This is a genomic window from Vagococcus sp. WN89Y, assembly GCF_052220145.1.
Lineage (GTDB): Bacteria > Pseudomonadota > Gammaproteobacteria > Enterobacterales > Enterobacteriaceae > Kosakonia.
Genome location: NZ_JBQPOM010000012.1, coordinates 1 through 22,147, shown reverse-complemented (window position 1 = coordinate 22,147; position 22,147 = coordinate 1). Strand labels below are relative to the sequence as shown.

Here is a 22,147-nt window from a genome sequence, read left to right as displayed (position 1 = left end):
TATGTTTGAAAAGTTAGATGCCGCTCTGAATACGCTGCGTAAAACGCGCGTCCGGCGCATTTCTGTCCAGGTTCTGCTGCTTTTTTTTGCCAGTATGTACACCAGCGTTTTTATGCGCTGGGTGACCGAAAGCCGGTCCGCTTACGGAACCGATGACGACCTGGGCGGTACGATGCTTTTTGTTAGCTGGGTAGGGTTTGCCATCCTCTACCGCACGTTAGTGTTTGACCGCATCGCATTTTGTGCTGGCCTGATTGCCGGTGGTCTCTGGATGTTGTTTGGCGATGCTCTCGCCATGCCGTTCTGGGCCGGAAGCATGGCGCTAATTATCTATCTTTACCGCAGCCGACGCGATTTCCGACTCATTTTTCTCTGGTATCTCTTTATCGCTACCGTGCTGGCTACTGCGGCCTATAACGACCAATACTCTTTCGTGGCGCATCCGCTCTACCTGGTGCTTTTTGGCGTTTTGCTTATTGCCTGCTTGGTATACGAATACGCCCAAAAAGTTGCCGCGCGCAGAAAAGCCGCTCTCCAGACGATGCAGGAAGAGGCTGCGCTGACAAAAGCGCAGGTCGCCCATCAGGATGACGCGCTAGACCAGCAAATTGCCCGGCTGGAAAAAATCGGCCCGCTCTCAGCGCCGGTGCAAAAAACGCTGGCGGAGATCGTCGCCGCTGCACGGGATATCCGCCGCTGTATGCAGACCGATGAGCGGGACAAAGAGCCAGGGCGGCAATTTTTACAACGTTATCTGCCGATCGTTGAGAAAATCGTCACCAAAGGGCAAACCCTCGCCCACCAGTTAGACGATTCCGAGAAGCGCCAGCAGGCCATCGCTGAACAGCAGGAGGCGCTGGCATCGCTGAGCCAGGCGTTTCGCCAGCAGCACCAGCAACTGCTGGAGAATGACACGGACGATCTCAATATTGAGATCAAAGCGCTGGAAAAAATCCTCAAAACAGACGGTTACCGATAATCTCCCCGCACGCCCGCCTCTGCGCGGGCGTTGTTTCTGCCCTCATAAAACTTTTCTGCACGGCAAAAGCTGATTTACGTCACAAATACTTCCTTTTGATTATTACTCTCAGGCTAATGATTTGCCTGCTCGCTTAATTGATGGCTTTCTCACCAGAGTGCACACTGTGTTCAGCATTAAGCAAATCAAAACGATGAGCTGAATCAGGAGGTTAATAATGTTATCTGGGCAAACGCCAGCACAGGTATGGAACACGCGGCGCAGCGAGAAACAGCGCCGTCTGGCGTCCATCCCTGTGCAGGGCAAGGTACTGCCAACCGGCGACCTTGTCGCCATGCTGGAAAAACTGATCGCACCGGGCGACCGCGTCGTTCTGGAAGGGAACAACCAAAAGCAGGCGGATTTTCTCTCCCGCTCGCTGGCGGAAGTCAATCCGCAGAAAGTGCACGACCTGCATATGATTATGCCGAGCGTCGGGCGTAGCGAACACCTTGATATTTTTGAAAAAGGTATTGCACGCAAACTGGATTTCTCTTTCTCCGGTACGCAAAGCCTGCGCATTTCGCAACTGCTCGAAGATGGTCTGCTGGAAATCGGCGCAATCCACACCTACATCGAACTCTACTCCCGCCTGTATGTTGACCTGTGCCCGAACGTGGCGCTGATTGCCGGTTATAAAGCTGACCGCAAAGGTAACCTCTACACCGGCCCAAGCACCGAAGATACCCCGGCGCTGGTAGAAGCCGCCGCCTTTCGCGACGGGATTGTTATCGCCCAGGTTAACGAACTGGTTGATGACGAGTGCGACCTGCCGCGCGTGGATATCCCCGGCTCGTGGATTGACTACGTGGTCGTCGCGGACAAACCGTTCTTCATCGAACCGCTGTTTACCCGCGACCCGCGCCTGATCAAACAAGAGCATATCCTGATGGCGATGATGGCCATCAAAGGCATCTACGCCGAGCATCAGGTGCAATCTCTTAACCACGGTATCGGTTTTAACACGGCGGCAATCGAACTGCTGCTACCGACCTACGGTGAGCAGCTCGGTCTGAAAGGCAAAATCTGTAAACACTGGACGCTGAACCCGCACCCGACGCTGATCCCGGCGATTGAGAGCGGCTGGGTGGAAAGCGTGCACTGCTTCGGCGGCGAGATGGGGATGGAAGAGTACATCCGCGCGCGCCCGGACGTGTTCTTTACCGGTGCCGACGGCTCCATGCGCTCAAACCGCGCGTTCTGCCAGTTAGCCGGTCAGTACGCGGTGGATATGTTTATCGGTTCGACCTTGCAGGTGGATGGCCTGGCGAACTCGTCAACGGTGACCCGTGGTCGTCTCTCTGGCTTTGGCGGCGCGCCGAACATGGGCCATGACCCGCACGGTCGCCGTCACGCAACCCCTGCCTGGCTGAACATGATTACCGAGCCAGACCCAATGCAGCGCGGCAAAAAGCTGGTGGTGCAGATGGTTGAAACCTTCCAGGCTGGCGTGAAACCGACCTTCGTGGAAAACCTGGATGCCATCGATGTGGCGAAAAGTGCCGGTATGCCGCTGGCGCCGGTAATGATCTATGGCGATGACGTCACGCACGTTCTGACCGAAGAAGGTATTGCTTACCTCTATCGTGCAGAGACCCTGGAAGAACGCCGCGCGATGGTGGCTGCGGTTGCCGGTATTACTGACATCGGTCTGGGTGTTGATGCCAAACGCGTCGCGGCACTGCGCCAGAGCGGCAAAGTGGTTTACCCGGAAGATATGGGTATTCGCCGCACGGACGCAACCCGTTCGTTGCTGGCGGCCAGCAGCGTGGCTGACCTGGTGGAATGGTCCGGCGGTCTTTACAACCCACCTGCGAAATTCCGGAGCTGGTAATGAAACTTCTGCCACAGATTGCGGCTGAGGGCGGTGCCTTACGTCTGGCGCACACCGCCACACAGTGTCTGATTGACGAAGCACGTTTAAGCCCGAAGCCCGGTCTGGTGGACAGTCGGGGCAGCGGCGCGCATCACGATTTAACGCTCGAACTGATGGAGCGTTCCGCGCACAGCCTGACCCCTACGTTTCAGGCGCTGGCGCAACAGAGCTGGCTGCGGCCCGCCGATATTGCGCTCAGGCAAACCATAGGGCGACTCGGACGAGAAGGCGAACAGCAAATGATGGCGGCAACCGGCGGTGTGAACACCCATCGCGGCGCAATTTGGGCGCTGGGATTGCTGGTCAGCGCGGTAGCCATGTTGGGCGGCAAAGGTTCTGCCCGGGCTATCGCCAACACCGCCGCGCAACTGGCGAGCTTGCCGGATGACGCCGCGCCAAAAGTCTTTAGTAAAGGACTTCGCGCCACCCATCGCTACCGGGTACCCGGAGCACGTGAAGAAGCCCGGCAAGCGTTCCCGCACATTATGCGCCTGGCATTGCCGCAACTGCTGCAAAGCCGCCAACAAGGTGCAAGCGAGACGCAGGCGCGGCTGGATGCGCTCATGGCCATCATGACATCACTGAGCGATACCTGTGTGTTATCGCGCGCGGGCCTTGAAGGGCTTAAGGCGATGCGCGAAGGCGCTCAGGCGGTGTTACAGGCTGGCGGCGCTTCCAGCGAGCAGGGGCAACGCGCTCTGGCAGAACTCGACGTGCGAATGCTGGCACTTAACGCCTCACCAGGGGGCGCGGCAGATTTACTCGCCGCCACGCTGTTTCTTGACCGGGTCACCACGCCTTATTTAGCGAATTAAGAGGAAGTTATGGAACACATTACGTTAACCGTGCCCGCCAGCCGCGCATTACGCGGTAAAGCGCTGGCAGGCGTTGTGGGCTCCGGGGATATGGAGGTGTTATTCACCGCCGACCAGGGGCAAACATTAACCATTGATATCACCACCTCTGTGGAAAACAGCCGTGGACGCTGGGAAGCGCTGTTCAACCGTCTTGGCGTGGTCAGCACGCTGCCCGCAGGCCAGATGGTGATTCACGATTTCGGGGCAACGCCTGGCGTGGCGCGTATCCGTATCGAGCAGGTATTTGAGGAGGTGAGCCATGCGTGACGACAGCAGTTTTATCGAGCTTAAAGCACGTCAACGCGCCCATGCACTGCTGGATGAAGGCAGCTACCGTGAGCTGCTTGACCCGTTCGAAGGCATCATCTCGCCGTGGTTAGGGCCGCAGGGCATCGTTCCGCAGTCGGATGATGGCATGGTGGTGGCGAAAGGCACGATCAACGGTCAACCAGCGGTGGTGATTGCCATCGAAGGAACCTTCCAGGGCGGCAGTATGGGCGAAGTCTCCGGCGCGAAAATGGCGGCGGCGCTGGAGCTGGCGGCGGAGGATAACCGTAACGGTATTCCGACTCAGGCGGTACTGTGCCTGGAAACCGGCGGCGTGCGCTTGCAGGAAGCTAACCTGGGCCTGGCGGCGATTGCGGATATCCATGCCGCGATTGTCGATCTGCGCCGCTACACCCCGGTGGTCGGTATCGTTGCCGGTACCGTGGGCTGTTTCGGCGGGATGTCCATCGCTGCTGCGCTGTGCAGCTACCTGATTGTGACCCGCGAAGCGCGCCTCGGTCTGAACGGCCCGCAAGTTATTGAGCAGGAAGCTGGCATCGACGAATACGACTCCCGCGACCGTCCGTTTATCTGGAGCATGACCGGCGGCGAAGTGCGTGCTCGCAGCGGGCTGGTGGATGCGCTGGTCGGTGATGGCGTAAACGCGGTGAAACAGGCAATGAATGAAGCGATTGCCAAAGGTGTGCCAGCCAGACACCGCACCGATAACTACGACGACTATTTGCAACGTCTGAGCCAGTTCGACACCCGCAAACAAGCGGATGCAGAACAAATCAGCGCGTTGTTTGCCGGGGAGGGTAAAGCATGAGTACGACAGTGAGCCGCGGCGCATTATGGCTGGAAAAACTGACGCCCAACGCCCAACGACTGAGCGGCCTGTGCCCGTCTGTGCAGGTTGCTGATGGCGAAATCAACGGCGAAGCCGCGCGTTTTATCGCGGTGGTGCCGGACGCTAACAACCACTATCCGCGTGCGGCCAAAGGTGAAGTGGGCCTGCTCGAAGGCTGGACGCTGGCGAAAGTTATCGCCGAAACCGTTGCCGCCGATGCAAACAGCAGCAGCAAACGCCCAATCGTCGCGGTAATTGATGTGCCAAGCCAGGCCTATGGCCGTCGCGAAGAAGCGTTTGGTATTCACCAGGCGCTGGCCGGTGCCGCTGCGGCCTATGCCAACGCTCGCCTGGCGGGTCATCCGGTGATTGGCCTTATCGTTGGTAAAGCGATGTCCGGCGCGTTTCTGGCGCACGGTTACCAGGCAAACCGACTGATTGCGGTTAACGATCCGGGCGTGTTGATCCATGCCATGGGCAAAGAATCTGCCGCGCGCATTACGCTGCGCACCGTGGACGCGCTGGAAAAACTGGCGGCAACGATCCCGCCGATGGCTTATGACATCAGCAACTACGCCACGCTTGGCCTGCTCTCGGATCTGCTGAATCTCAGCAACCCGGATGCACCCACCGAGGCGGATCTGGCGCAGGTGAAATCCACCCTGCAACAGGCAATCAAAGACGCGCGTCAGGACACCAGTCTGAAAAACCGACTGGGTGCTGCCAACCGCCGCAGCTCCGCCCTTGTGCGCGAACGCATGAAAGCGAGCTGGTAAATACAACAACCTGCCAGACCGTAACACCTGTGGGCGCGTTCGCCGCGCCCATACGGTTTACGTCTGAAAAAATAATAACCATCGCATTCGTTGATTCTAAGCACCCAATCGTTCGTGCAGCCTGCGGGCGGCAGTCACGGAAACGAAACGTTCCTGAAGCCTGCGCAAAGGCAGTACGAAAGATGAAGTGATTTCTTCTTAAGGTGATTTATGACTTATGTAATTGTTCATGCCCTCGCGCCTATTTTTGTCATCATGCTGCTGGGCTTCTGGGCAGGGAAGGCCAAAATGGTCGACAACAAAAATGTTTCCCTGCTGAATATTTTTGTGATGGATTTTGCCCTGCCCGCCGCGCTGTTTAGCGCCACCGTGCAGACCCCGTGGGCCGGTATCATCGCGCAATCGCCGCTGATCGTCGTGCTGACCCTGTCGATGTGGATAACCTACGCCGCCATCTACTTCCTGGCGACGAAAGTATTTAAAAAATCACCGCAGGATGCAGCCGTGCTGACGCTGACCGTGGCGCTGCCGAACTACGCTGCGCTGGGCCTGCCTATCCTCGGCAGCGTGCTGGGTGAAGTGCCCTCAACGTCTTTATCGGTGGCGGTTTCTATCGCCTGCGGCTCGGTACTGATGACGCCGTTCTGCCTGCTCATTCTGGAGCGTGAAAAAGCACGCGCCGAAGGCGGCAGCACCGGGTCTACGCTGGCTATGCTGCCGGTACTGATGTGGCGTTCGGTGAAAAAACCTATCGTCTGGGGCCCGCTGTTAGGGGTGGTGCTGTCGGCTATCGGTATCAAAATGCCGGACCTGCTGCTGGCGTCCATCAAACCGCTGGGGCTTTCCGCGACCGCTGCGGCGCTGTTCCTGACCGGTGTTATCCTCTCGGCACGTAAACTGGCTATCAACACCATGGTGATTACCTCCACCATTACCAAGCTTTTGATCCAACCGGCAATCGCATGGGGCATTGTGCTGGCATTCGGTCTGCACGGCTCGGTGGCCATCACCGCTATCCTGATGATTGCGCTGGCCGCTGGCTTCTTCGGTGTGGTATTCGGTAACCGCTTTGGCGTGCAGTCGCCGGACGCAGAAGCTGTGCTGCTGCTAAGCTCCGTGCTCTGTATCCTGTCGCTGCCGCTGTTTATTTCACTGACGTCAGGAATGTAACGATGACCGCAACATTACGCCCGCACGATCTTCTCTGGCTTACCGCGCGCGACGCGCTGGAAGGTGTGACTGACGCCTGGGTCGATGAGATCTGGCACACCGGGCTGCCGGTGGTGGTGCGGCGTGATGTTGCCAGCAATGGCCGCGTGCCGGTTGGCGTACGTGGTATGCGTCGCGAGCAGCGCGCCGCGGCCTGGGTGAAGCCTGAGCACGTTACCCGCGTGGTTTCACCCGAACAACTTGTCGAACCCCAAACGCTGCTGCGTTCGCCTTTTATTTCCCAACCGCCGGTTCAGCTCGCGCTGCAACTGGCGCAGCTGCGCTTTGCGTGGTGCTGGGGCGTGACCGGCAGCACCGCGTATGCGCTGGCGACCGGCATCCCGGTTCTTCACGCCACAAGCGATCTTGATTTACTGATCCGCGCGCCGCAGCCGCTTTCCCACAGCGAGCTTGCCCGCTGGCAGCAGTATCTTAGCGGTGGGCTGTGCCGGGCAGATACCCAGGTAGAGACGCCCAACGGCGGCTTTGCGCTGGCGGAGTGGCTGCGCGACGCGCGGGTGATGTTGAAAACAAACCACGGGCCGCGTCTGGTCAGCGACCCCTGGCACAGGGAGGAATAATGAAGATTCTGTTTACCTTTCCGGGACAGGGGACACAACGCCCCGGCATGTTACAGGCGCTGCCGGGCACAGAGATGGCGCAAGCGCGCGAGGTGTTGGGCGCAGAGGCCGACACGCTCGATACGCCTGAAGCCTTGCAGCACACGCGTGCGGTGCAACTTTCGCTGCTGATAGCAGGCGTTGCCTGGACGCGCGAGCTTGAACGTCGCGGCGTGACGGCGGATATCGTCAGTGGCCTGTCGATTGGCGCTTATCCGGCGGCGGTCGTGGCCGGGGCGCTCGATTTTTGCGATGCGTTAAAGCTGGTGGCTCTGCGCGGCGATTTAATGGAGCAGGCATATCCGCACGGCTACGGGCTGACGGCGATTATGGGCCTGACGCTGCCCACGGTTGAGCATTTGCTGGAAGGTAGCGGGGCGTATATCGCGAATCTCAATGCCGAGACGCAGATAGTGATTGCAGGCAGTGATGAGGCGATGGCGCAGGTGGCGCAGCGCGCGCTGGAAAAAGGCGCGAACAAAGCGAAACGGCTGGCGGTGAGCGTGCCATCGCACTGTGCGCTATTAGCGAAACCGGCAGAAAAACTTGCGCAGGCGTTTGCGGGCGTGACGCTCAACCGACCGAAGCGCGCGTATTTAAGCGGCAGCACCGGGCGCGTTCTGTGGCAGCCGGAGAAAATTGCCGACGATCTGGCCGGTAATATGGCGCGCACCGTGCGCTGGCAGGAGGCGATGATTGCGGCCAATGAGCGCGAAGGGCGGCTGGCGATAGAGATGCCGCCGGGCGGCATTCTGACCTGCCTGACGCGCCAGGCGGCGTGGGAAGGGGAGTGCATTTCGCTTGAGCGCAGCGGCGTTGACGTTGCCGTGCACCTGGCGAACCGGCTCAGGACGCAGGCGTAACATCCTCTCCCAGACTGCGGGCATACATCCGCCCCTCTGCCGCCAGCGCCAGCAGGTTCGGGTCACGCTCGCGGTTGCGGGCGAAAACAATCGCTATCAACTGCTGCATTTGATAAGGCTCGGCCAGGCGCAGCATCTGCACCGAGCCTTCATACACTTTTTTCATCCGGCCAGGCATTAGCGTAAAACCGACGCCGGCCTGCACCAGGCTTAACATTGAGAAGATATCGTTGACGCGGGTGACGATTTCCGGCTCGAACCCGGCGATATGAAACGCTTCCTGGAACCCGGCATAGGTCGCGAACCCTTCTGCCAGCGAGACAAATTTTTGCCTACGGTAATCGCGCAGATCGGCAGGCGCGTTGGTATTCAGCGTGGCGCTCGCGGGCGCGGTGAGAAAGATATCATCACGGAACAGCGGCAGCATTTCGAAACTGTTGCTATCGATTTCGCCCTCTGAGATAGAAATCAGGATAGCATCCAGCGACCCCTCTTCCAGCATATGCAGCAGCATCTCGTTCGAGCCCATGGTGAGATCCATTTCCAGCTCCGGGCGGCGCAACTTCATGCCCATGATCAGGCGCGGCACGGTTTCCAGCGTCAGCGAATAGAGCGTCCCCACACGCAGACGCCCCTGGCCGACTCCGGCAGTTTTACGCGCCTCGTCCAGCCCGCGCTCCATCAACTGCACCACTTCCTGGCAATACTCCAGCAACGTAAACGCGGCGGGTAATGGTTGCAGGTTGCGGCCTTTATGAACAAACAGCGGGCAACGCACGTTCTCTTCAAGCGTATGCAGCGCACGATGCACGCTGACACCGCTCAGGTTGAGCGCTTCGGCGGCGCGAGCGATATTTCCCTTCTCCATAAAGGTCATGAAAATCGCAAGTTTGCGAAAGGTGATGTCGTTGGCGATGTCCGGTTTCATCAGGCGAATTATTCTCCTTGCAGCATCGTTTCAAGCTGCTCGTGCGCCTCCAGCCAGGCCATTTCGCACGCTTCCAGGCCCGCTTTCGCCGACGCCTGTTGTTGCAGGCACTGGGTCAGCTCTGCTTTGCGGGCTGGCTCGTACAGGGTGCTGTCGCCGAGCTTCTCTTCCGCCTGCGCCAGCTGTGCGTTGAGTTTCTCCATCTCTTTTTCCAGCCGGGCAATCTCTTTACGCAGCGGCTGCGAAAGTGCGCGCAGTTCGGCTTCGCGACGTTTTTGATCTTTGCGTGCCTGGGCGCTGTTGACGTTATCTTTTGCGCTCTCCGCAGGCTGGTTTTCCTGCTTTTGCACATCGCTCAGCCACTGCTGATAATCTTCCAGATCGCCTTCGAAAGGTTCGACCTGGCCGTCGTGTACCAGATAGAGATCGTCGGTGGTCGAGCGCAACAGATGCCGGTCGTGCGAGACCACCACCAGTGCGCCTTCGAACTCGATTAACGCCTCGGTCAGCGCCTGGCGCATATCCAGATCCAGGTGGTTAGTCGGTTCATCAAGCAGCAACAGATTCGGGCGCTGCCAGACAATCAGCGCCAGCACCAGGCGTGCTTTTTCGCCGCCGGAGAAACGCGCCGTCGCTTCGGTGACTTTGTCGCCCTGGAAGCCAAAACCACCGAGGTAGTCGCGCAACTTCTGCTCCAGCTCTTGCGGCGCAAGGCGTGCCAGATGTTGCAGCGGCGACTCGTCGGCGCGTAAATACTCCAGCTGATGCTGGGCGAAATAACCCAGCTTGATGCCTTTAGCCAGACCGATTTCCCCGCTTAATGGTTCAAGCTCGCCTGCCAGCATTTTAATCAGCGTGGATTTGCCCGCGCCGTTACGCCCCAGCAGGCCAATCCGCGAACCGGGCACCAGGTTAAGTTTGATCGCCTTCAGAATGATGCGATCGCCATAGCCCGCGCTCACTTTTTCCATCTTCAGTAGCGGGTTTGGCAGGCTTTCCGGCGCGCGGAAACTGAAATGGAACGGGTTATCAACATGCGCCGGGGCAATCAGTTCCATGCGCTCAAGCATTTTGATACGGCTCTGCGCCTGTTTGGCTTTGCTGGCTTTGGCTTTAAAGCGGTCGATAAAGCTTTGTAGATGGGCAACGCGCTGCTGCTGGCTTTCATAGGTGGCTTGTTGCTGTGCCAGGCGTGTGGCGCGCTGGCGCTCAAACGCGCTGTAGTTGCCGGTGTATTCGAACAGGCTTTGCTGCTCAATATGCAGAATTTTATCCACCACCGGATCGAGAAAATCACGGTCATGCGAAATCAGGATCAGCGTGCCGGGGTAGTTTTTCAGCCACTTCTCCAGCCAGATAACCGCATCCAGATCCAGGTGGTTGGTCGGTTCATCGAGCAGCAGCAGATCGGAGCGGCAAATCAGCGCTTGCGCAAGGTTTAAACGCATACGCCAGCCGCCGGAAAAGTCGCTGACCGGGCGTTCCAGCTGCGCGTTAGAAAACCCCAGCCCGTGCAGCAGGCTGGCGGCGCGCGAGCGCACGGTCCAGGCGTCGATAGCGTCGAGTTGACCATGCACGGTCGCAATAGCGTGACCATCGTTTCGCGCGTTGGCCTCGTTGAGCTGCGCTTCCAGCTGGCGGAACTCGCGATCGCCATCTATCACATAATCAATGGCCGCCTCGTCCAGCGCAGGCGTTTCCTGATTCACCCATGCCAGTTGCCAGGTGCCCGGAAACGTGAAGCTGCCGCCATCGGCACCTATCTCGTTTTTAAGCAGTGACAGCAGGGTGGATTTGCCGCAGCCGTTTTTACCCACCAGGCCCACTTTCTGCCCAGGGTTGATGGTGGCCGTGGCGTTATCTAACAGGACACGCACACCGCGACGAATTTGTAACGAGGAGAAAACAATCATAAGGCGCCGTATGTTCTGACTATGTTAATTTGTGATTGTGATAATGTAAGCTTGCGGCCAATGTCGCACCGGGCCCGCAATGGTAGCCCAAAATGAAGACGATAGACAAAATCATTCTGGCCGCGCGAATCGCTAATTTGCCAGAAGCATTTACAGGCTCCATACCCGGGAGGGGAATAGATGTCGCAGACAGCGAAAGTGTTGCTGCTGTATGCCCATCCGGAATCACAGGACTCGGTGGCTAACCGGGTTTTGCTTAAACCGGCTTCGCAACTGCAAAACGTAACGGTGCACGATCTGTACGCCAGTTATCCGGACTTTTTTATTGATATTCCGCATGAACAGGCGTTGCTGCGCGAGCACGACGTCATTGTGGTTCAGCACCCGTTATACACCTACAGTTGCCCGGCGCTGCTTAAAGAGTGGATGGACCGTGTATTAACCCGCGGCTTTGCCAGCGGCGTCGGCGGAAACCAACTGGCGGGCAAATACTGGCGCAGCGTGATAACCACCGGCGAGCCGGAAACCGCCTACCGCCACGACGGGCTGAACCGTTACCCGGTGAGCGAAATCCTGCGTCCGTTTGAGCTGACGGCGGCGATGTGCCGTATGCACTGGCTTAGCCCTATCATTGTCTACTGGGCGCGCAGGCAAACGCCGCAGCAACTGGAACTGCACGCCAAAGCTTACGGTGACTGGCTCGCCTCACCGCTTCCCGCTGGAGGTCGATGATGGAAGGCTCAGCACTTTTACTGGCGGGGGTACTTTTTCTCTTTGCGGCGGTAGTCGCCGTGCCGCTTGCCGCCAGGTTGGGCATCGGCGCGGTGCTTGGCTATCTGCTGGCAGGGATCGCGATTGGCCCGTGGGGGCTGGGTTTTATCAGCGATGTTGATGAAATCCTGCATTTCTCCGAGCTGGGCGTGGTGTTTTTGATGTTTATCATCGGTCTGGAGCTGAACCCCGCGAAGCTGTGGGAATTGCGGCGCTCGATTTTTGGCGTGGGTGCCGCGCAGGTGTTGTTCAGCGCCGCTATCCTCGCCGGGCTATTGATGCTGTCGCAATTTTCCTGGCAGGCGGCGGTGGTGGGCGGTATTGGTCTGGCGATGTCCTCGACCGCGATGGCGCTACAACTGATGCGCGAAAAAGGGATGAACCGCAGCGAGGCCGGGCAGCTTGGTTTCTCGGTGCTGCTGTTTCAGGACCTGGCGGTGATCCCGGCGCTGGCGCTGGTTCCGCTACTGGCCGGAAACGGTGACGATCACCCTGACTGGATAAAGTTCGGCATCAAAGTGCTGGTTTTCGTCGGCGTGCTGATTGGCGGGCGCTACCTGCTGCGCCCGGTGTTTCGCTTTATTGCTGGCTCCGGCGTGCGCGAGGTGTTTACCGCGGCGACGCTGCTGCTGGTGCTGGGTTCGGCGCTGTTTATGGATGCACTTGGCCTGTCGATGGCGCTCGGAACGTTTCTTGCCGGCGTATTACTGGCAGAGAGCGAGTATCGCCACGAGCTGGAGATAGCCATCGACCCGTTTAAAGGGCTGCTGTTGGGCCTATTCTTTATCTCTGTCGGCATGGCGCTAAACCTGGGCGTGCTCTATACCCATCTGTTGTGGGTGCTGTGCAGCGTCGCGGTGCTGGTGGCGGTTAAAACGCTGGTGCTCTACCTGCTGGCGCGTGTGTATGGTTTGCGTAGTTCGGAACGCATGCAGTTTGCAGGCGTGCTCAGCCAGGGCGGGGAGTTCGCTTTTGTGCTGTTCTCCACCGCCTCTTCGCAACGCCTGTTCCACGACGACCAGATGGCGCTGCTGCTGGTGGCCGTTACGCTCTCAATGATGACCACGCCGCTTCTGATGCGCGCTATCGATGCGTTCCTTTCCCGGCGTTTTAATACCCCGGAAGAAGAGAGCGAAACCCCGTGGGTGGAGGACGATAAACCGCAGGTGATTGTGGTGGGCTTTGGCCGTTTCGGTCAGGTGATTGGCCGCTTGTTAATGGCGAATAAGATGCGGATCACCGTGCTGGAGCGTGATATCAGCGCGGTCAATTTGATGCGTAAGTACGGTTATAAAGTCTATTACGGTGATGCGACACAGCTGGAGCTGTTGCGCTCGGCAGGGGCTGAAGCGGCGCAATCTATCGTGATTACCTGTAATGACCCAGAAGATACCATGAAGCTGGTGGCGCTGTGCCAGCAACATTTTCCACACCTTTCCATTCTTGCGCGGGCGCGCGGGCGTGTTGAAGCCCACGAATTATTGCAGGCGGGCGTCAAGCAGTTCTCGCGTGAAACCTTCTCCAGTGCGCTGGAGCTGGGGCGTAAAACGCTGGTGTCGCTGGGTATGCATCCGCACCAGGCGCAGCGCGCGCAATTGCACTTCCGGCGTCTCGATATGCGTATGCTGCGCGAGCTGATGCCGGTGCAGGCGGATACGGTGCAGATTTCCCGCGCCCGTGAAGCGCGGCGCGAGCTGGAGGAGATTTTCCAGCGTGAAATGCAACAAGAGCGTCGCCAGCTGGATGGCTGGGACGAGTTTGAATAAGGGGTATCGAATGGCTGTTCGTAAACGTTTTATCGCCGGGGCCGTGTGCCCCTCATGCCAGCAAAAGGATTCGCTGGCGATGTGGCGCGAAAATAATATTGATATTGTTGAGTGTGTTAAGTGCGGTCATCAGATGCGCGAGGCAGATAAAGAAGCCCGCGAGCATGTTCGCAAAGAAGAGCAAGTGATAGGGATTTTTCATCCGGACTAGCGATATCAGGCAGGTTTTTTTAAGCTAAAGGGTACACGGGTGCAGAATTCCGCTACAATCTGCGCCAGTAATTTTCCCACGCTCAGGAGATATCATGAAAGTAGCAAAAGACCTGGTGGTCAGCCTGGCCTATCAGGTACGTACAGAAGACGGTGTATTGGTTGATGAGTCTCCGGTAAGCGCGCCGCTGGACTACCTGCATGGTCACGGCTCCCTGATTTCTGGTCTGGAAAACGCGCTGGAAGGCCACGATGTTGGCGACAAATTCGATGTTGCTGTGACGGCGAATGACGCTTACGGCCAGTACGACGAAAACCTGGTACAGCGTGTACCGAAAGACGTCTTCATGGGCGTTGACGAGCTGCAGGTTGGCATGCGTTTCCTGGCTGAAACCGATCAAGGGCCGGTACCGGTTGAGATTACCGAAGTTGAAGACGATCACGTCGTCGTCGATGGTAACCACATGCTGGCGGGCCAGAATCTGAAGTTTAACGTTGAAGTTGTCGCAATCCGTGAAGCAACGGCTGAAGAACTGGCGCATGGCCACGTTCACGGCCCGCACGGTCACGATCATGACCACGATCACGACCATGACGGTTGCTGCGGCGGCCACGGTCACGAGCATGGCCATGACCACGGCGGTAAGGGTGGTTGTGGCGGCGGCGGTTGCGGCTGTCACTAAATTACGCGTCGTCTTTCACGCTGCTGGTGCGTTGGCTGCGTCTTCTAACCCCGGTCACATAGTGAGCTATGCTCCCGGGGATTCTCAGACTTGCCGCCTTCCTTCAGCGCGAAAGCCATTGCGTAATACGCGTCGTCTTTCACGCTGCTGGTGCGTTGGCTGCGTCTTCTAACCCCGGTCATATAGTGAGCTATGCTCCCGGGGATTTTCAGACTTGCTGCCTTCCTTTAGCGCGAAAGCCATTGCGTAATACGCGTCGTCTCACGCTGCTGGTGCGTTGGTTGCGTCTTCTGACCCCGGTCACATAGTGAGCTATGCTCCCGGGGATTCTCAGACTTGCCGCCTTCCTTCAGCGCGAAAGCCATTGCGTAATATCAGTAATACCAGTAATACGAAAGAGCGGGGCAACCCGCTTTTTTTACGCCTCAATAATGGGGCGGGGGCGTTTCTTCTGATGGCGATGCCATATGCGACGGCTGGCTGGCCTTCAGCTTTTCCGCCATCAAACGCAGGTGCTCGCGCAGCTTCGCCATCTCCAGCTCATGGGCGGTCACCGTCTGGTTTAACTCCTCGATGGTCATCTCCTGAAAAGCCAGTCGGCTTTCCAGTTCAGCCAGTCGCGCTTCTGTTGTTAACGCTTGCATTTTTCACCTCGCTTCTGCGTCCGGCACAAATTTCACTCTTCGGGCGGATTTTACTGAACTTTGCCACGCGATACAGCTTAAGTTCAGGGAAAGCAGAAACTAATTTAAACAAAAATAGTCTCAAAACAGAGCATTTCGGAGAGCATCCTTATGTTGCTTTCCGCCGCAACGTTTTATAGTACGTCTCTTACTTTATGTTTAACCTCGGGGCGAGATGCCCCGGCCCTGGAGAAATGGATGAAATCACTGTTTAAAGTTACGCTGCTGGCGACCACAATGGCCGTAGCCCTTAATGCACCGCTCTCTTTTGCTGCAGAGACCGCCGCAAAAGATAACACTGCTACCGCAGCGGACAGCAAAGCGGCGTTTAAAAACGACGACCAGAAATCTGCCTATGCGTTGGGTGCATCTCTGGGCCGCTACATGGAAAACTCCCTGAAAGAGCAAGAAAAACTGGGCATCAAACTGGATAAGACCCAGCTGATTGCCGGTGTTCAGGACGCGTTTGCTGATAAAAGCAAACTGAGCGATCAGGAAATCGAACAGACTCTGCAAGCGTTTGAAACCCGCGTGAAAACCGCCGCGCAGGAGCGCATGGAAAAAGAAGCCACTGAGAACGAAGCAAAAGGCAAAACCTTCCGCGACACCTTTGCGAAAGAGAAAGGCGTGAAAACGTCCTCTACCGGCCTGCTGTACAAAGTTGAGAAAGAAGGTACCGGCGATGCGCCAAAAGACAGCGATACCGTGGTGGTTAACTACAAAGGTACGCTGATTGACGGTAAAGAGTTCGACAACTCCTACACCCGTGGCGAACCGCTCTCTTTCCGTCTGGACGGCGTGATCCCTGGCTGGACCGAAGGCCTGAAAAACATCAAAAAAGGCGGCAAAATCAAGCTGGTTATCCCACCGGCACTGGCGTACGGTAAAACCGGCGTTCCGGGCATCCCGGCTAACTCCACGCTGGTCTTTGACGTCGAGCTGCTGGATGTGAAAGCCACGCCGAAAGCGGAAGAAGGCGATAAAGCCGCTGAGGCAAACGCTGCCGACGCGAAAGCTGCGGACAGCAGCAAGAAGTAAAATAGCGACAACGCCGCCTTCGGGCGGCATTTTTTTTATGGGGTTTTAGGGCTAAAAAGATAAATGTGTGGAAAGCCTGTCCTGGGATGTATTAATTTAGATCCCATGTAAATAATGAGCCTGCCCTGAAAACTTAACGACAGGCTCCTGAAAAGGAGTGTTTTTTTTCATGTCCAGGTCGCTATTAACCAATGAAACCAGTGAGCTTGACTTACTGGATCAACGTCCTTTCGATCAGACCGACTTCGATATCCTCAAATCATATGAAGCGGTGGTGGACGGGTTAGCGATGCTCATCGGTTCCCATTGCGAAATCGTGTTGCACTCCCTGCAAGATTTGAAATGTTCTGCTATCCGTATCGCCAACGGTGAACACACAGGGCGTAAAATAGGATCCCCCATTACAGACCTCGCGCTGCGCATGTTGCATGACATGACAGGCGCCGACAGTAGCGTCTCCCGGTGCTACTTTACGCGTGCCAAAAGCGGGGTGCTGATGAAATCGCTGACGATCGCTATCCGCAATCGTGACCACCGGGTGATAGGCCTGCTGTGCATCAACATGAACCTCGATGTACCGTTCTCGCAAATCATGAGCACCTTTATCCCGCCGGAAACGCCTGATGCAGGCTCTGCGGTAAACTTTGCTTCCTCCGTGGAAGACCTGGTGACACAAACACTGGAATTTACCATCGAAGAAGTGAACGCTGACCGTAACGTTTCTAATAACGCCAAGAATCGCCAGATAGTGCTGAATCTTTACGAAAAAGGCATCTTCGATATCAAAGACGCGATAAACCAGGTTGCCGACCGCCTGAATATCTCCAAACACACGGTCTATCTCTATATCCGCCAGTTTAAGAGCGGTGATTTTTCCGGGCAGGACAAGTGATGCGTTTTGCGTTAATGGTCACTGGCCCGGCGTACGGCACCCAGCAAGCCAGCAGCGCTTATCAGTTCGCGCAGGCATTACTGGCTGCGGGCCACACGCTCGCCAGCGTCTTTTTTTATCGTGAAGGGGTGAGCAACGCCAATGCGCTCACCGCGCCCGCCAGCGATGAGTTTGACCTTGTGCGGGCATGGCGTCGTTTGCATGAAGAACACCAGGTTGAGCTGCATATCTGCGTGGCGGCAGCGCTGCGCCGTGGCGTGGTGGATGAGAACGAAGCGCAGCGCCTGGGTTTACCTGCGGCAAACCTGCAAGAAGGTTTCGCGCTCACCGGCCTGGGCGCGCTGGCTGAAGCCGCGCTCTCCTGCGATCGGGTGGTGCAGTTCTGATGAAACGCATCGCTTTTGTGTTTACCTCAGCGCCACACGGTTCCTCCTCCGGGCGCGAAGGGCTGGATGCACTGCTGGCAACGTCTGCGTTCAGCGATGATATCGGCGTATTTTTTGTTGGCGACGGGGTGTTTCAGGTGCTGGCAAATCAGCAGCCTGGCGCGGTGCTGGCGCGGGATTATATCGCGACATTTAAAGTGCTCCCGCTTTACGATATCGAGCAGTGCTGGCTGTGTGCGGCGTCGCTGCGCGAGCGCGGCTTAGGCGAAGAGACTGCATTTGTATTACCCGTGCAGCGCCTGGAGCCGGAAGCACTGCGTGAAAAACTCTCCCACTACCACGTCGTGATGACCTTCTGAGGCGTTTATGTTGCATACTCTGGCCCACTCTCCCTGGCATTGCGATATGGCTGCCCTGCTGCGCCTGCTCAGCCCCGGCGATGACGTGCTGCTGCTCAGCGACGGGGTGACGGCGGCGCTTGAAGGCAGTCATTATCTTGCATTATTGTTAAACGCCCCCATTAATGTCTATGCGCTGGCTGAAGACGTTGATGCGCGAGGTCTTTCTGGTCAAATTTCGAGCAGTGTCGCCAGGGTTAGCTATAATGATTTCGTAAGTCTGACGGTAAAACATGCTGTTCAGATGTGTTGGTAACCCAGGATCACTGTATATTTCTTGACACCTTTTAAGCACAGCCATAAAATTCTGCGTCCTCATAATATATGAGGGCGTTTTATTACGTGTTTACGAAGCAAAAGCTAAAACCAGGAGCTATTTAATGGCAACAGTTAACCAGCTGGTACGCAAACCACGCGCGCGCAAAGTTGCAAAGAGCAACGTGCCTGCGCTGGAAGCATGCCCGCAAAAACGTGGTGTATGTACTCGTGTATATACCACCACTCCGAAAAAACCGAACTCCGCACTGCGTAAAGTATGCCGTGTTCGTCTGACAAACGGTTTCGAAGTGACTTCCTACATCGGTGGTGAAGGTCACAACCTGCAGGAGCACTCCGTGATCCTGATCCGTGGCGGTCGTGTAAAAGACCTTCCGGGTGTTCGTTACCACACTGTACGTGGCGCGCTTGACTGCTCCGGTGTTAAAGACCGTAAGCAAGCTCGTTCCAAGTACGGCGTGAAACGTCCTAAGGCTTAATGGTTCTCCGTTAAGTAAGGCCAAACTGTTTTAACTTTAATGTCAAAATAAACTCTTAGAGTTTTGGACAATCCTGAATTAACAACGGAGTATTTCCATGCCACGTCGTCGTGTTATTGGTCAGCGTAAAATTCTGCCGGATCCGAAGTTCGGATCAGAACTGCTGGCTAAATTTGTAAATATCCTGATGGTAGACGGTAAAAAATCTACTGCAGAATCAATCGTATACAGCGCGCTGGAGACCCTGGCTCAGCGCTCTGGTAAAACTGAACTGGAAGCTTTCGAGATCGCTCTCGAAAACGTGCGCCCGACTGTCGAAGTTAAGTCTCGCCGCGTTGGTGGTTCTACTTATCAGGTTCCAGTTGAAGTCCGTCCGGTTCGCCGCAATGCTCTGGCAATGCGTTGGATCGTTGAAGCTGCTCGTAAACGCGGTGATAAATCCATGGCTCTGCGCCTGGCGAACGAACTTTCTGATGCTGCAGACAACAAAGGTACTGCAGTGAAGAAACGTGAAGACGTTCACCGTATGGCCGAAGCCAACAAGGCGTTCGCACACTACCGCTGGTAATTCCTGCGGAGTTTTAGTCACCAGACGGGCGCTTCAGCTAAGCGGCCCGCTCTGGGTAACTTAATTGAGCGCCTTAAAGAGATAAACGAGGAATCAAATGGCTCGTACAACACCCATCGCACGCTACCGTAACATTGGTATCAGTGCGCACATCGACGCCGGTAAGACCACGACTACCGAACGTATTCTGTTCTACACCGGTGTTAACCACAAAATCGGTGAAGTTCATGACGGCGCCGCAACCATGGACTGGATGGAGCAGGAGCAGGAGCGTGGTATTACCATTACCTCCGCTGCGACTACCGCATTCTGGTCTGGTATGGCGAAACAGTATGAACCGCATCGCGTAAACATCATCGACACCCCAGGGCACGTTGACTTCACCATCGAAGTTGAACGTTCAATGCGTGTTCTTGACGGTGCGGTAATGGTTTACTGCGCAGTTGGTGGTGTTCAGCCGCAGTCTGAAACCGTATGGCGTCAGGCTAATAAATATAAAGTTCCACGCATTGCGTTCGTTAACAAAATGGATCGCATGGGTGCGAACTTTCTGAAAGTTGTTGGTCAGATCAAAACCCGTCTGGGCGCGAACCCTGTTCCGTTGCAGCTGGCAATTGGTGCTGAAGAAGGTTTCACCGGTGTTGTTGACCTGGTGAAAATGAAAGCCATCAACTGGAACGATGCAGATCAGGGCGTTACCTTCGAATACGAAGACATCCCGGCTGATATGCAGGAACTGGCTGAAGAATGGCACCAGAACCTGATCGAATCCGCAGCGGAAGCTTCCGAAGAGCTGATGGAAAAATACCTGGGTGGTGAAGAACTGACTGAAGAAGAGATTAAAAAAGCTCTGCGTCAGCGTGTTCTGAACAACGAAATCATCCTGGTAACCTGTGGTTCTGCGTTCAAGAACAAAGGTGTTCAGGCGATGCTGGATGCGGTAATTGATTACCTGCCATCCCCGACTGATGTACCTGCGATCAACGGTATTCTGGACGACGGTAAAGATACTCCGGCTGAGCGTCACGCGAGCGATGATGAGCCGTTCTCTGCTCTGGCGTTTAAAATCGCTACCGACCCGTTCGTGGGCAACCTGACCTTCTTCCGTGTGTACTCTGGTGTTGTTAACTCTGGTGATACCATCCTGAACTCCGTGAAATCTGCACGTGAGCGTTTCGGTCGTATCGTTCAGATGCACGCTAACAAACGTGAAGAGATCAAAGAAGTTCGCGCGGGCGATATCGCTGCTGCTATCGGTCTGAAAGATGTGACCACTGGTGACACCCTGTGTGACCCGGAACATCCGATCATTCTGGAACGTATGGAATTCCCGGAACCGGTAATCTCCATCGCGGTAGAACCGAAAACCAAAGCTGACCAGGAAAAAATGGGTCTGGCTCTGGGCCGTCTGGCGAAAGAAGACCCGTCATTCCGCGTATGGACTGACGAAGAATCTAACCAGACCATTATCGCTGGTATGGGTGAGCTGCACCTCGACATCATCGTTGACCGTATGAAACGTGAATTCAACGTTGAAGCTAACGTTGGTAAACCTCAGGTTGCTTACCGTGAAGCGATTCGCGCGAAAGTTACCGATGTTGAAGGTAAACACGCCAAACAGTCTGGTGGTCGCGGTCAGTACGGTCATGTTGTTATCGACATGTATCCGCTGGAGCCGGGCTCTAACCCGAAAGGTTACGAGTTCATCAACGACATTAAAGGTGGTGTGATTCCTGGCGAATACATCCCGGCCGTTGATAAAGGCATCCAGGAGCAGCTGAAGTCTGGTCCTCTGGCTGGCTACCCGGTAGTGGATCTCGGCGTGCGTCTGCACTTCGGTTCTTACCACGACGTTGACTCCTCTGAGCTGGCGTTTAAACTGGCTGCGTCTCTTGCCTTTAAAGAAGGCTTTAAGAAAGCGAAACCAGTTCTGCTTGAGCCTATCATGAAGGTTGAAGTGGAGACCCCGGAAGAGAACACTGGTGATGTTATCGGTGACCTTAGCCGTCGTCGCGGTATGCTGCGCGGTCAGGAATCTGAAGTCACTGGCGTTAAGATCCATGCTGAAGTACCGCTGTCTGAAATGTTCGGATATGCAACTCAGCTGCGTTCTCTGACCAAAGGTCGTGCATCATACACTATGGAATTCCTGAAGTATGATGATGCACCGAACAACGTTGCTCAGGCCGTTATCGAAGCCCGTGGTAAATAAGCCACAGGGTTAAAACCAAAGTCCCGTGCTCTCTCCAGAAGGAGAGAGCACTATAGTAAGGAATATAGCCGTGTCTAAAGAAAAATTTGAACGTACAAAACCGCACGTCAACGTCGGTACTATCGGCCACGTTGACCATGGTAAAACTACCCTGACAGCTGCAATCACTACCGTTCTGGCTAAAACCTACGGCGGTGCTGCTCGTNTGATCACCGGTGCTGCGCAGATGGATGGCGCGATCCTGGTTGTTGCTGCGACTGACGGCCCGATGCCGCAGACCCGTGAGCACATCCTGCTGGGTCGTCAGGTAGGCGTTCCGTACATCATCGTGTTCCTGAACAAATGCGACATGGTTGATGACGAAGAGCTGCTGGAACTGGTTGAGATGGAAGTGCGTGAGCTGCTGTCTCAGTACGATTTCCCGGGCGACGACACGCCGATCGTTCGTGGTTCTGCTCTGAAAGCGCTGGAAGGCGACGCCGAGTGGGAAGCGAAAATCATCGAACTGGCTGGCTTCCTGGATTCCTACATCCCGGAACCGGAGCGCGCAATTGACAAGCCGTTCCTGCTGCCGATCGAAGACGTATTCTCTATCTCCGGCCGTGGTA

24 protein-coding genes and 1 pseudogene are annotated in these 22,147 nt (G+C 56.2%); 22 read left to right on the top strand and 3 right to left on the bottom strand.

Translation table 11 applies throughout. From position 1 onward, the window contains the following. The first annotated feature begins 1 nt into the window (after window position 1). The 9 genes and pseudogenes from ACTU3N_RS02940 to mdcH all read left to right on the top strand — a co-directional run bounded on the left by ACTU3N_RS02940 (window position 2) and on the right by mdcH (window position 8,336). Complete coding sequence (locus ACTU3N_RS02940; protein ID WP_443084640.1) at window positions 2-979, top strand: 5-bromo-4-chloroindolyl phosphate hydrolysis family protein; 978 nt, start codon at window positions 2-4, stop codon at window positions 977-979. A 217-nt stretch (window positions 980-1,196) separates the two neighbouring features. Continuing rightward, a complete protein-coding gene (gene mdcA, locus ACTU3N_RS02935) occupies window positions 1,197-2,852 on the top strand; it encodes a malonate decarboxylase subunit alpha (protein ID WP_443084639.1) in 1,656 nt (551 codons plus the stop codon). Beyond that, on the top strand, window positions 2,852-3,709 hold the full coding sequence (locus ACTU3N_RS02930; RefSeq protein WP_443084638.1) for a triphosphoribosyl-dephospho-CoA synthase: 858 nt from the start codon (window positions 2,852-2,854) through the stop codon (window positions 3,707-3,709). Before mdcA ends, ACTU3N_RS02930 begins: the two co-directional genes overlap by 1 nt. A gap of 9 nt (window positions 3,710-3,718) precedes the next feature. After that, window positions 3,719-4,018 (top strand): malonate decarboxylase acyl carrier protein, encoded by a 300-nt coding sequence (gene mdcC, locus ACTU3N_RS02925; protein ID WP_443084637.1) that lies wholly within the window; start codon window positions 3,719-3,721, stop codon window positions 4,016-4,018. Continuing rightward, window positions 4,011-4,847 (top strand): biotin-independent malonate decarboxylase subunit beta, encoded by an 837-nt coding sequence (locus tag ACTU3N_RS02920; RefSeq protein ID WP_443084636.1) that lies wholly within the window; start codon window positions 4,011-4,013, stop codon window positions 4,845-4,847. The genes mdcC and ACTU3N_RS02920 overlap by 8 nt, the downstream gene beginning before the upstream one ends. Continuing rightward, window positions 4,844-5,644: a biotin-independent malonate decarboxylase subunit gamma gene (gene mdcE / locus ACTU3N_RS02915; protein WP_443084635.1), complete on the top strand. Its 801-nt coding sequence runs from the start codon at window positions 4,844-4,846 to the stop codon at window positions 5,642-5,644. The genes ACTU3N_RS02920 and mdcE overlap by 4 nt, the downstream gene beginning before the upstream one ends. A gap of 231 nt (window positions 5,645-5,875) precedes the next feature. Further along, window positions 5,876-6,814: pseudogene (locus ACTU3N_RS02910) on the top strand (AEC family transporter); the annotation flags it as partial. Window positions 6,815-6,816: 2 nt separating this feature from the next. Beyond that, window positions 6,817-7,434, top strand: a complete 618-nt coding sequence (locus ACTU3N_RS02905; RefSeq protein WP_443084634.1) for a malonate decarboxylase holo-ACP synthase — start codon at window positions 6,817-6,819, stop codon at window positions 7,432-7,434. Continuing rightward, window positions 7,434-8,336: a malonate decarboxylase subunit epsilon gene (gene mdcH, locus ACTU3N_RS02900; protein ID WP_443084633.1), complete on the top strand. Its 903-nt coding sequence runs from the start codon at window positions 7,434-7,436 to the stop codon at window positions 8,334-8,336. Before ACTU3N_RS02905 ends, mdcH begins: the two co-directional genes overlap by 1 nt. On the opposite strand, the gene ACTU3N_RS02895 is transcribed toward mdcH, so the two are convergent. Beyond that, window positions 8,320-9,264, bottom strand: coding sequence for a LysR family transcriptional regulator (locus tag ACTU3N_RS02895; protein WP_443084632.1), 945 nt, complete (start codon window positions 9,262-9,264; stop codon window positions 8,320-8,322). The genes mdcH and ACTU3N_RS02895 overlap by 17 nt on opposite strands. An 8-nt stretch (window positions 9,265-9,272) precedes the next feature. After that, window positions 9,273-11,177: an ABC transporter ATP-binding protein gene (locus tag ACTU3N_RS02890; RefSeq protein WP_443084631.1), complete on the bottom strand. Its 1,905-nt coding sequence runs from the start codon at window positions 11,175-11,177 to the stop codon at window positions 9,273-9,275. Window positions 11,178-11,357: 180 nt separating this feature from the next. Between ACTU3N_RS02890 and kefG the strand changes: the two genes are divergently transcribed. The 4 genes from kefG to slyD all read left to right on the top strand — a co-directional run bounded on the left by kefG (window position 11,358) and on the right by slyD (window position 14,607). Then, on the top strand, window positions 11,358-11,909 hold the full coding sequence (gene kefG, locus ACTU3N_RS02885) for a glutathione-regulated potassium-efflux system ancillary protein KefG (RefSeq protein ID WP_443084630.1): 552 nt from the start codon (window positions 11,358-11,360) through the stop codon (window positions 11,907-11,909). Continuing rightward, on the top strand, window positions 11,906-13,714 hold the full coding sequence (kefB, locus tag ACTU3N_RS02880) for a glutathione-regulated potassium-efflux system protein KefB (protein WP_443084629.1): 1,809 nt from the start codon (window positions 11,906-11,908) through the stop codon (window positions 13,712-13,714). Before kefG ends, kefB begins: the two co-directional genes overlap by 4 nt. Before the next feature lie 10 nt (window positions 13,715-13,724). Next, complete coding sequence (locus tag ACTU3N_RS02875) at window positions 13,725-13,925, top strand: YheV family putative zinc ribbon protein (protein ID WP_443084628.1); 201 nt, start codon at window positions 13,725-13,727, stop codon at window positions 13,923-13,925. 94 nt (window positions 13,926-14,019) lie between these two features. Further along, the gene (slyD, locus tag ACTU3N_RS02870; protein ID WP_443084627.1) at window positions 14,020-14,607 is read left to right on the top strand and encodes a peptidylprolyl isomerase; all 588 of its coding nucleotides are present in this window, start codon (window positions 14,020-14,022) and stop codon (window positions 14,605-14,607) included. A 425-nt stretch (window positions 14,608-15,032) separates the two neighbouring features. Here the strand turns inward: slyD and ACTU3N_RS02865 are convergent, their stop codons facing one another. Then, the gene (locus tag ACTU3N_RS02865; protein ID WP_443084626.1) at window positions 15,033-15,251 is read right to left on the bottom strand and encodes a protein SlyX; all 219 of its coding nucleotides are present in this window, start codon (window positions 15,249-15,251) and stop codon (window positions 15,033-15,035) included. Window positions 15,252-15,488: 237 nt separating this feature from the next. On the opposite strand from ACTU3N_RS02865, the gene fkpA reads away from it, so the two are divergent. The 9 genes from fkpA to ACTU3N_RS02820 form a co-directional block, all read left to right on the top strand. After that, window positions 15,489-16,328 (top strand): FKBP-type peptidyl-prolyl cis-trans isomerase, encoded by an 840-nt coding sequence (gene fkpA / locus ACTU3N_RS02860; RefSeq protein WP_443084625.1) that lies wholly within the window; start codon window positions 15,489-15,491, stop codon window positions 16,326-16,328. A gap of 169 nt (window positions 16,329-16,497) precedes the next feature. Then, complete coding sequence (locus ACTU3N_RS02855) at window positions 16,498-17,220, top strand: helix-turn-helix transcriptional regulator (RefSeq protein ID WP_443084624.1); 723 nt, start codon at window positions 16,498-16,500, stop codon at window positions 17,218-17,220. Then, entirely contained in the window at window positions 17,220-17,606 is a 387-nt protein-coding gene (gene tusD / locus ACTU3N_RS02850; protein WP_443084623.1) for a sulfurtransferase complex subunit TusD, read from the top strand. The genes ACTU3N_RS02855 and tusD overlap by 1 nt, the downstream gene beginning before the upstream one ends. Then, on the top strand, window positions 17,606-17,965 hold the full coding sequence (gene tusC / locus ACTU3N_RS02845; protein ID WP_443084622.1) for a sulfurtransferase complex subunit TusC: 360 nt from the start codon (window positions 17,606-17,608) through the stop codon (window positions 17,963-17,965). Before tusD ends, tusC begins: the two co-directional genes overlap by 1 nt. Before the next feature lie 7 nt (window positions 17,966-17,972). Then, complete coding sequence (gene tusB / locus ACTU3N_RS02840) at window positions 17,973-18,260, top strand: sulfurtransferase complex subunit TusB (protein ID WP_443084621.1); 288 nt, start codon at window positions 17,973-17,975, stop codon at window positions 18,258-18,260. A gap of 124 nt (window positions 18,261-18,384) precedes the next feature. Next, window positions 18,385-18,759: a 30S ribosomal protein S12 gene (gene rpsL, locus ACTU3N_RS02835; protein ID WP_000246815.1), complete on the top strand. Its 375-nt coding sequence runs from the start codon at window positions 18,385-18,387 to the stop codon at window positions 18,757-18,759. Between the two features lie 97 nt (window positions 18,760-18,856). After that, window positions 18,857-19,327 (top strand): 30S ribosomal protein S7, encoded by a 471-nt coding sequence (rpsG, locus tag ACTU3N_RS02830; protein WP_443084620.1) that lies wholly within the window; start codon window positions 18,857-18,859, stop codon window positions 19,325-19,327. Window positions 19,328-19,424: 97 nt separating this feature from the next. Then, entirely contained in the window at window positions 19,425-21,539 is a 2,115-nt protein-coding gene (fusA, locus tag ACTU3N_RS02825) for an elongation factor G (protein ID WP_443084619.1), read from the top strand. 70 nt (window positions 21,540-21,609) lie between these two features. After that, a partial coding sequence (locus tag ACTU3N_RS02820) for a GTP-binding protein (protein ID WP_443084618.1) occupies window positions 21,610-22,147 on the top strand: 538 nt, incomplete at its 3' end.

Coding starts and splice junctions, on each gene's coding strand:
- ACTU3N_RS02940 (WP_443084640.1), top strand. CDS start 2: ATGTTTGAAAAGTTAGATGCCGCTCTGAATACGCTGCGTAAAACGCGC.
- mdcA (WP_443084639.1), top strand. CDS start 1,197: ATGTTATCTGGGCAAACGCCAGCACAGGTATGGAACACGCGGCGCAGC.
- ACTU3N_RS02930 (WP_443084638.1), top strand. CDS start 2,852: ATGAAACTTCTGCCACAGATTGCGGCTGAGGGCGGTGCCTTACGTCTG.
- mdcC (WP_443084637.1), top strand. CDS start 3,719: ATGGAACACATTACGTTAACCGTGCCCGCCAGCCGCGCATTACGCGGT.
- ACTU3N_RS02920 (WP_443084636.1), top strand. CDS start 4,011: ATGCGTGACGACAGCAGTTTTATCGAGCTTAAAGCACGTCAACGCGCC.
- mdcE (WP_443084635.1), top strand. CDS start 4,844: ATGAGTACGACAGTGAGCCGCGGCGCATTATGGCTGGAAAAACTGACG.
- ACTU3N_RS02905 (WP_443084634.1), top strand. CDS start 6,817: ATGACCGCAACATTACGCCCGCACGATCTTCTCTGGCTTACCGCGCGC.
- mdcH (WP_443084633.1), top strand. CDS start 7,434: ATGAAGATTCTGTTTACCTTTCCGGGACAGGGGACACAACGCCCCGGC.
- ACTU3N_RS02895 (WP_443084632.1), bottom strand. CDS start 9,264: ATGAAACCGGACATCGCCAACGACATCACCTTTCGCAAACTTGCGATT.
- ACTU3N_RS02890 (WP_443084631.1), bottom strand. CDS start 11,177: ATGATTGTTTTCTCCTCGTTACAAATTCGTCGCGGTGTGCGTGTCCTG.
- kefG (WP_443084630.1), top strand. CDS start 11,358: ATGTCGCAGACAGCGAAAGTGTTGCTGCTGTATGCCCATCCGGAATCA.
- kefB (WP_443084629.1), top strand. CDS start 11,906: ATGATGGAAGGCTCAGCACTTTTACTGGCGGGGGTACTTTTTCTCTTT.
- ACTU3N_RS02875 (WP_443084628.1), top strand. CDS start 13,725: ATGGCTGTTCGTAAACGTTTTATCGCCGGGGCCGTGTGCCCCTCATGC.
- slyD (WP_443084627.1), top strand. CDS start 14,020: ATGAAAGTAGCAAAAGACCTGGTGGTCAGCCTGGCCTATCAGGTACGT.
- ACTU3N_RS02865 (WP_443084626.1), bottom strand. CDS start 15,251: ATGCAAGCGTTAACAACAGAAGCGCGACTGGCTGAACTGGAAAGCCGA.
- fkpA (WP_443084625.1), top strand. CDS start 15,489: ATGAAATCACTGTTTAAAGTTACGCTGCTGGCGACCACAATGGCCGTA.
- ACTU3N_RS02855 (WP_443084624.1), top strand. CDS start 16,498: ATGTCCAGGTCGCTATTAACCAATGAAACCAGTGAGCTTGACTTACTG.
- tusD (WP_443084623.1), top strand. CDS start 17,220: ATGCGTTTTGCGTTAATGGTCACTGGCCCGGCGTACGGCACCCAGCAA.
- tusC (WP_443084622.1), top strand. CDS start 17,606: ATGAAACGCATCGCTTTTGTGTTTACCTCAGCGCCACACGGTTCCTCC.
- tusB (WP_443084621.1), top strand. CDS start 17,973: ATGTTGCATACTCTGGCCCACTCTCCCTGGCATTGCGATATGGCTGCC.
- rpsL (WP_000246815.1), top strand. CDS start 18,385: ATGGCAACAGTTAACCAGCTGGTACGCAAACCACGCGCGCGCAAAGTT.
- rpsG (WP_443084620.1), top strand. CDS start 18,857: ATGCCACGTCGTCGTGTTATTGGTCAGCGTAAAATTCTGCCGGATCCG.
- fusA (WP_443084619.1), top strand. CDS start 19,425: ATGGCTCGTACAACACCCATCGCACGCTACCGTAACATTGGTATCAGT.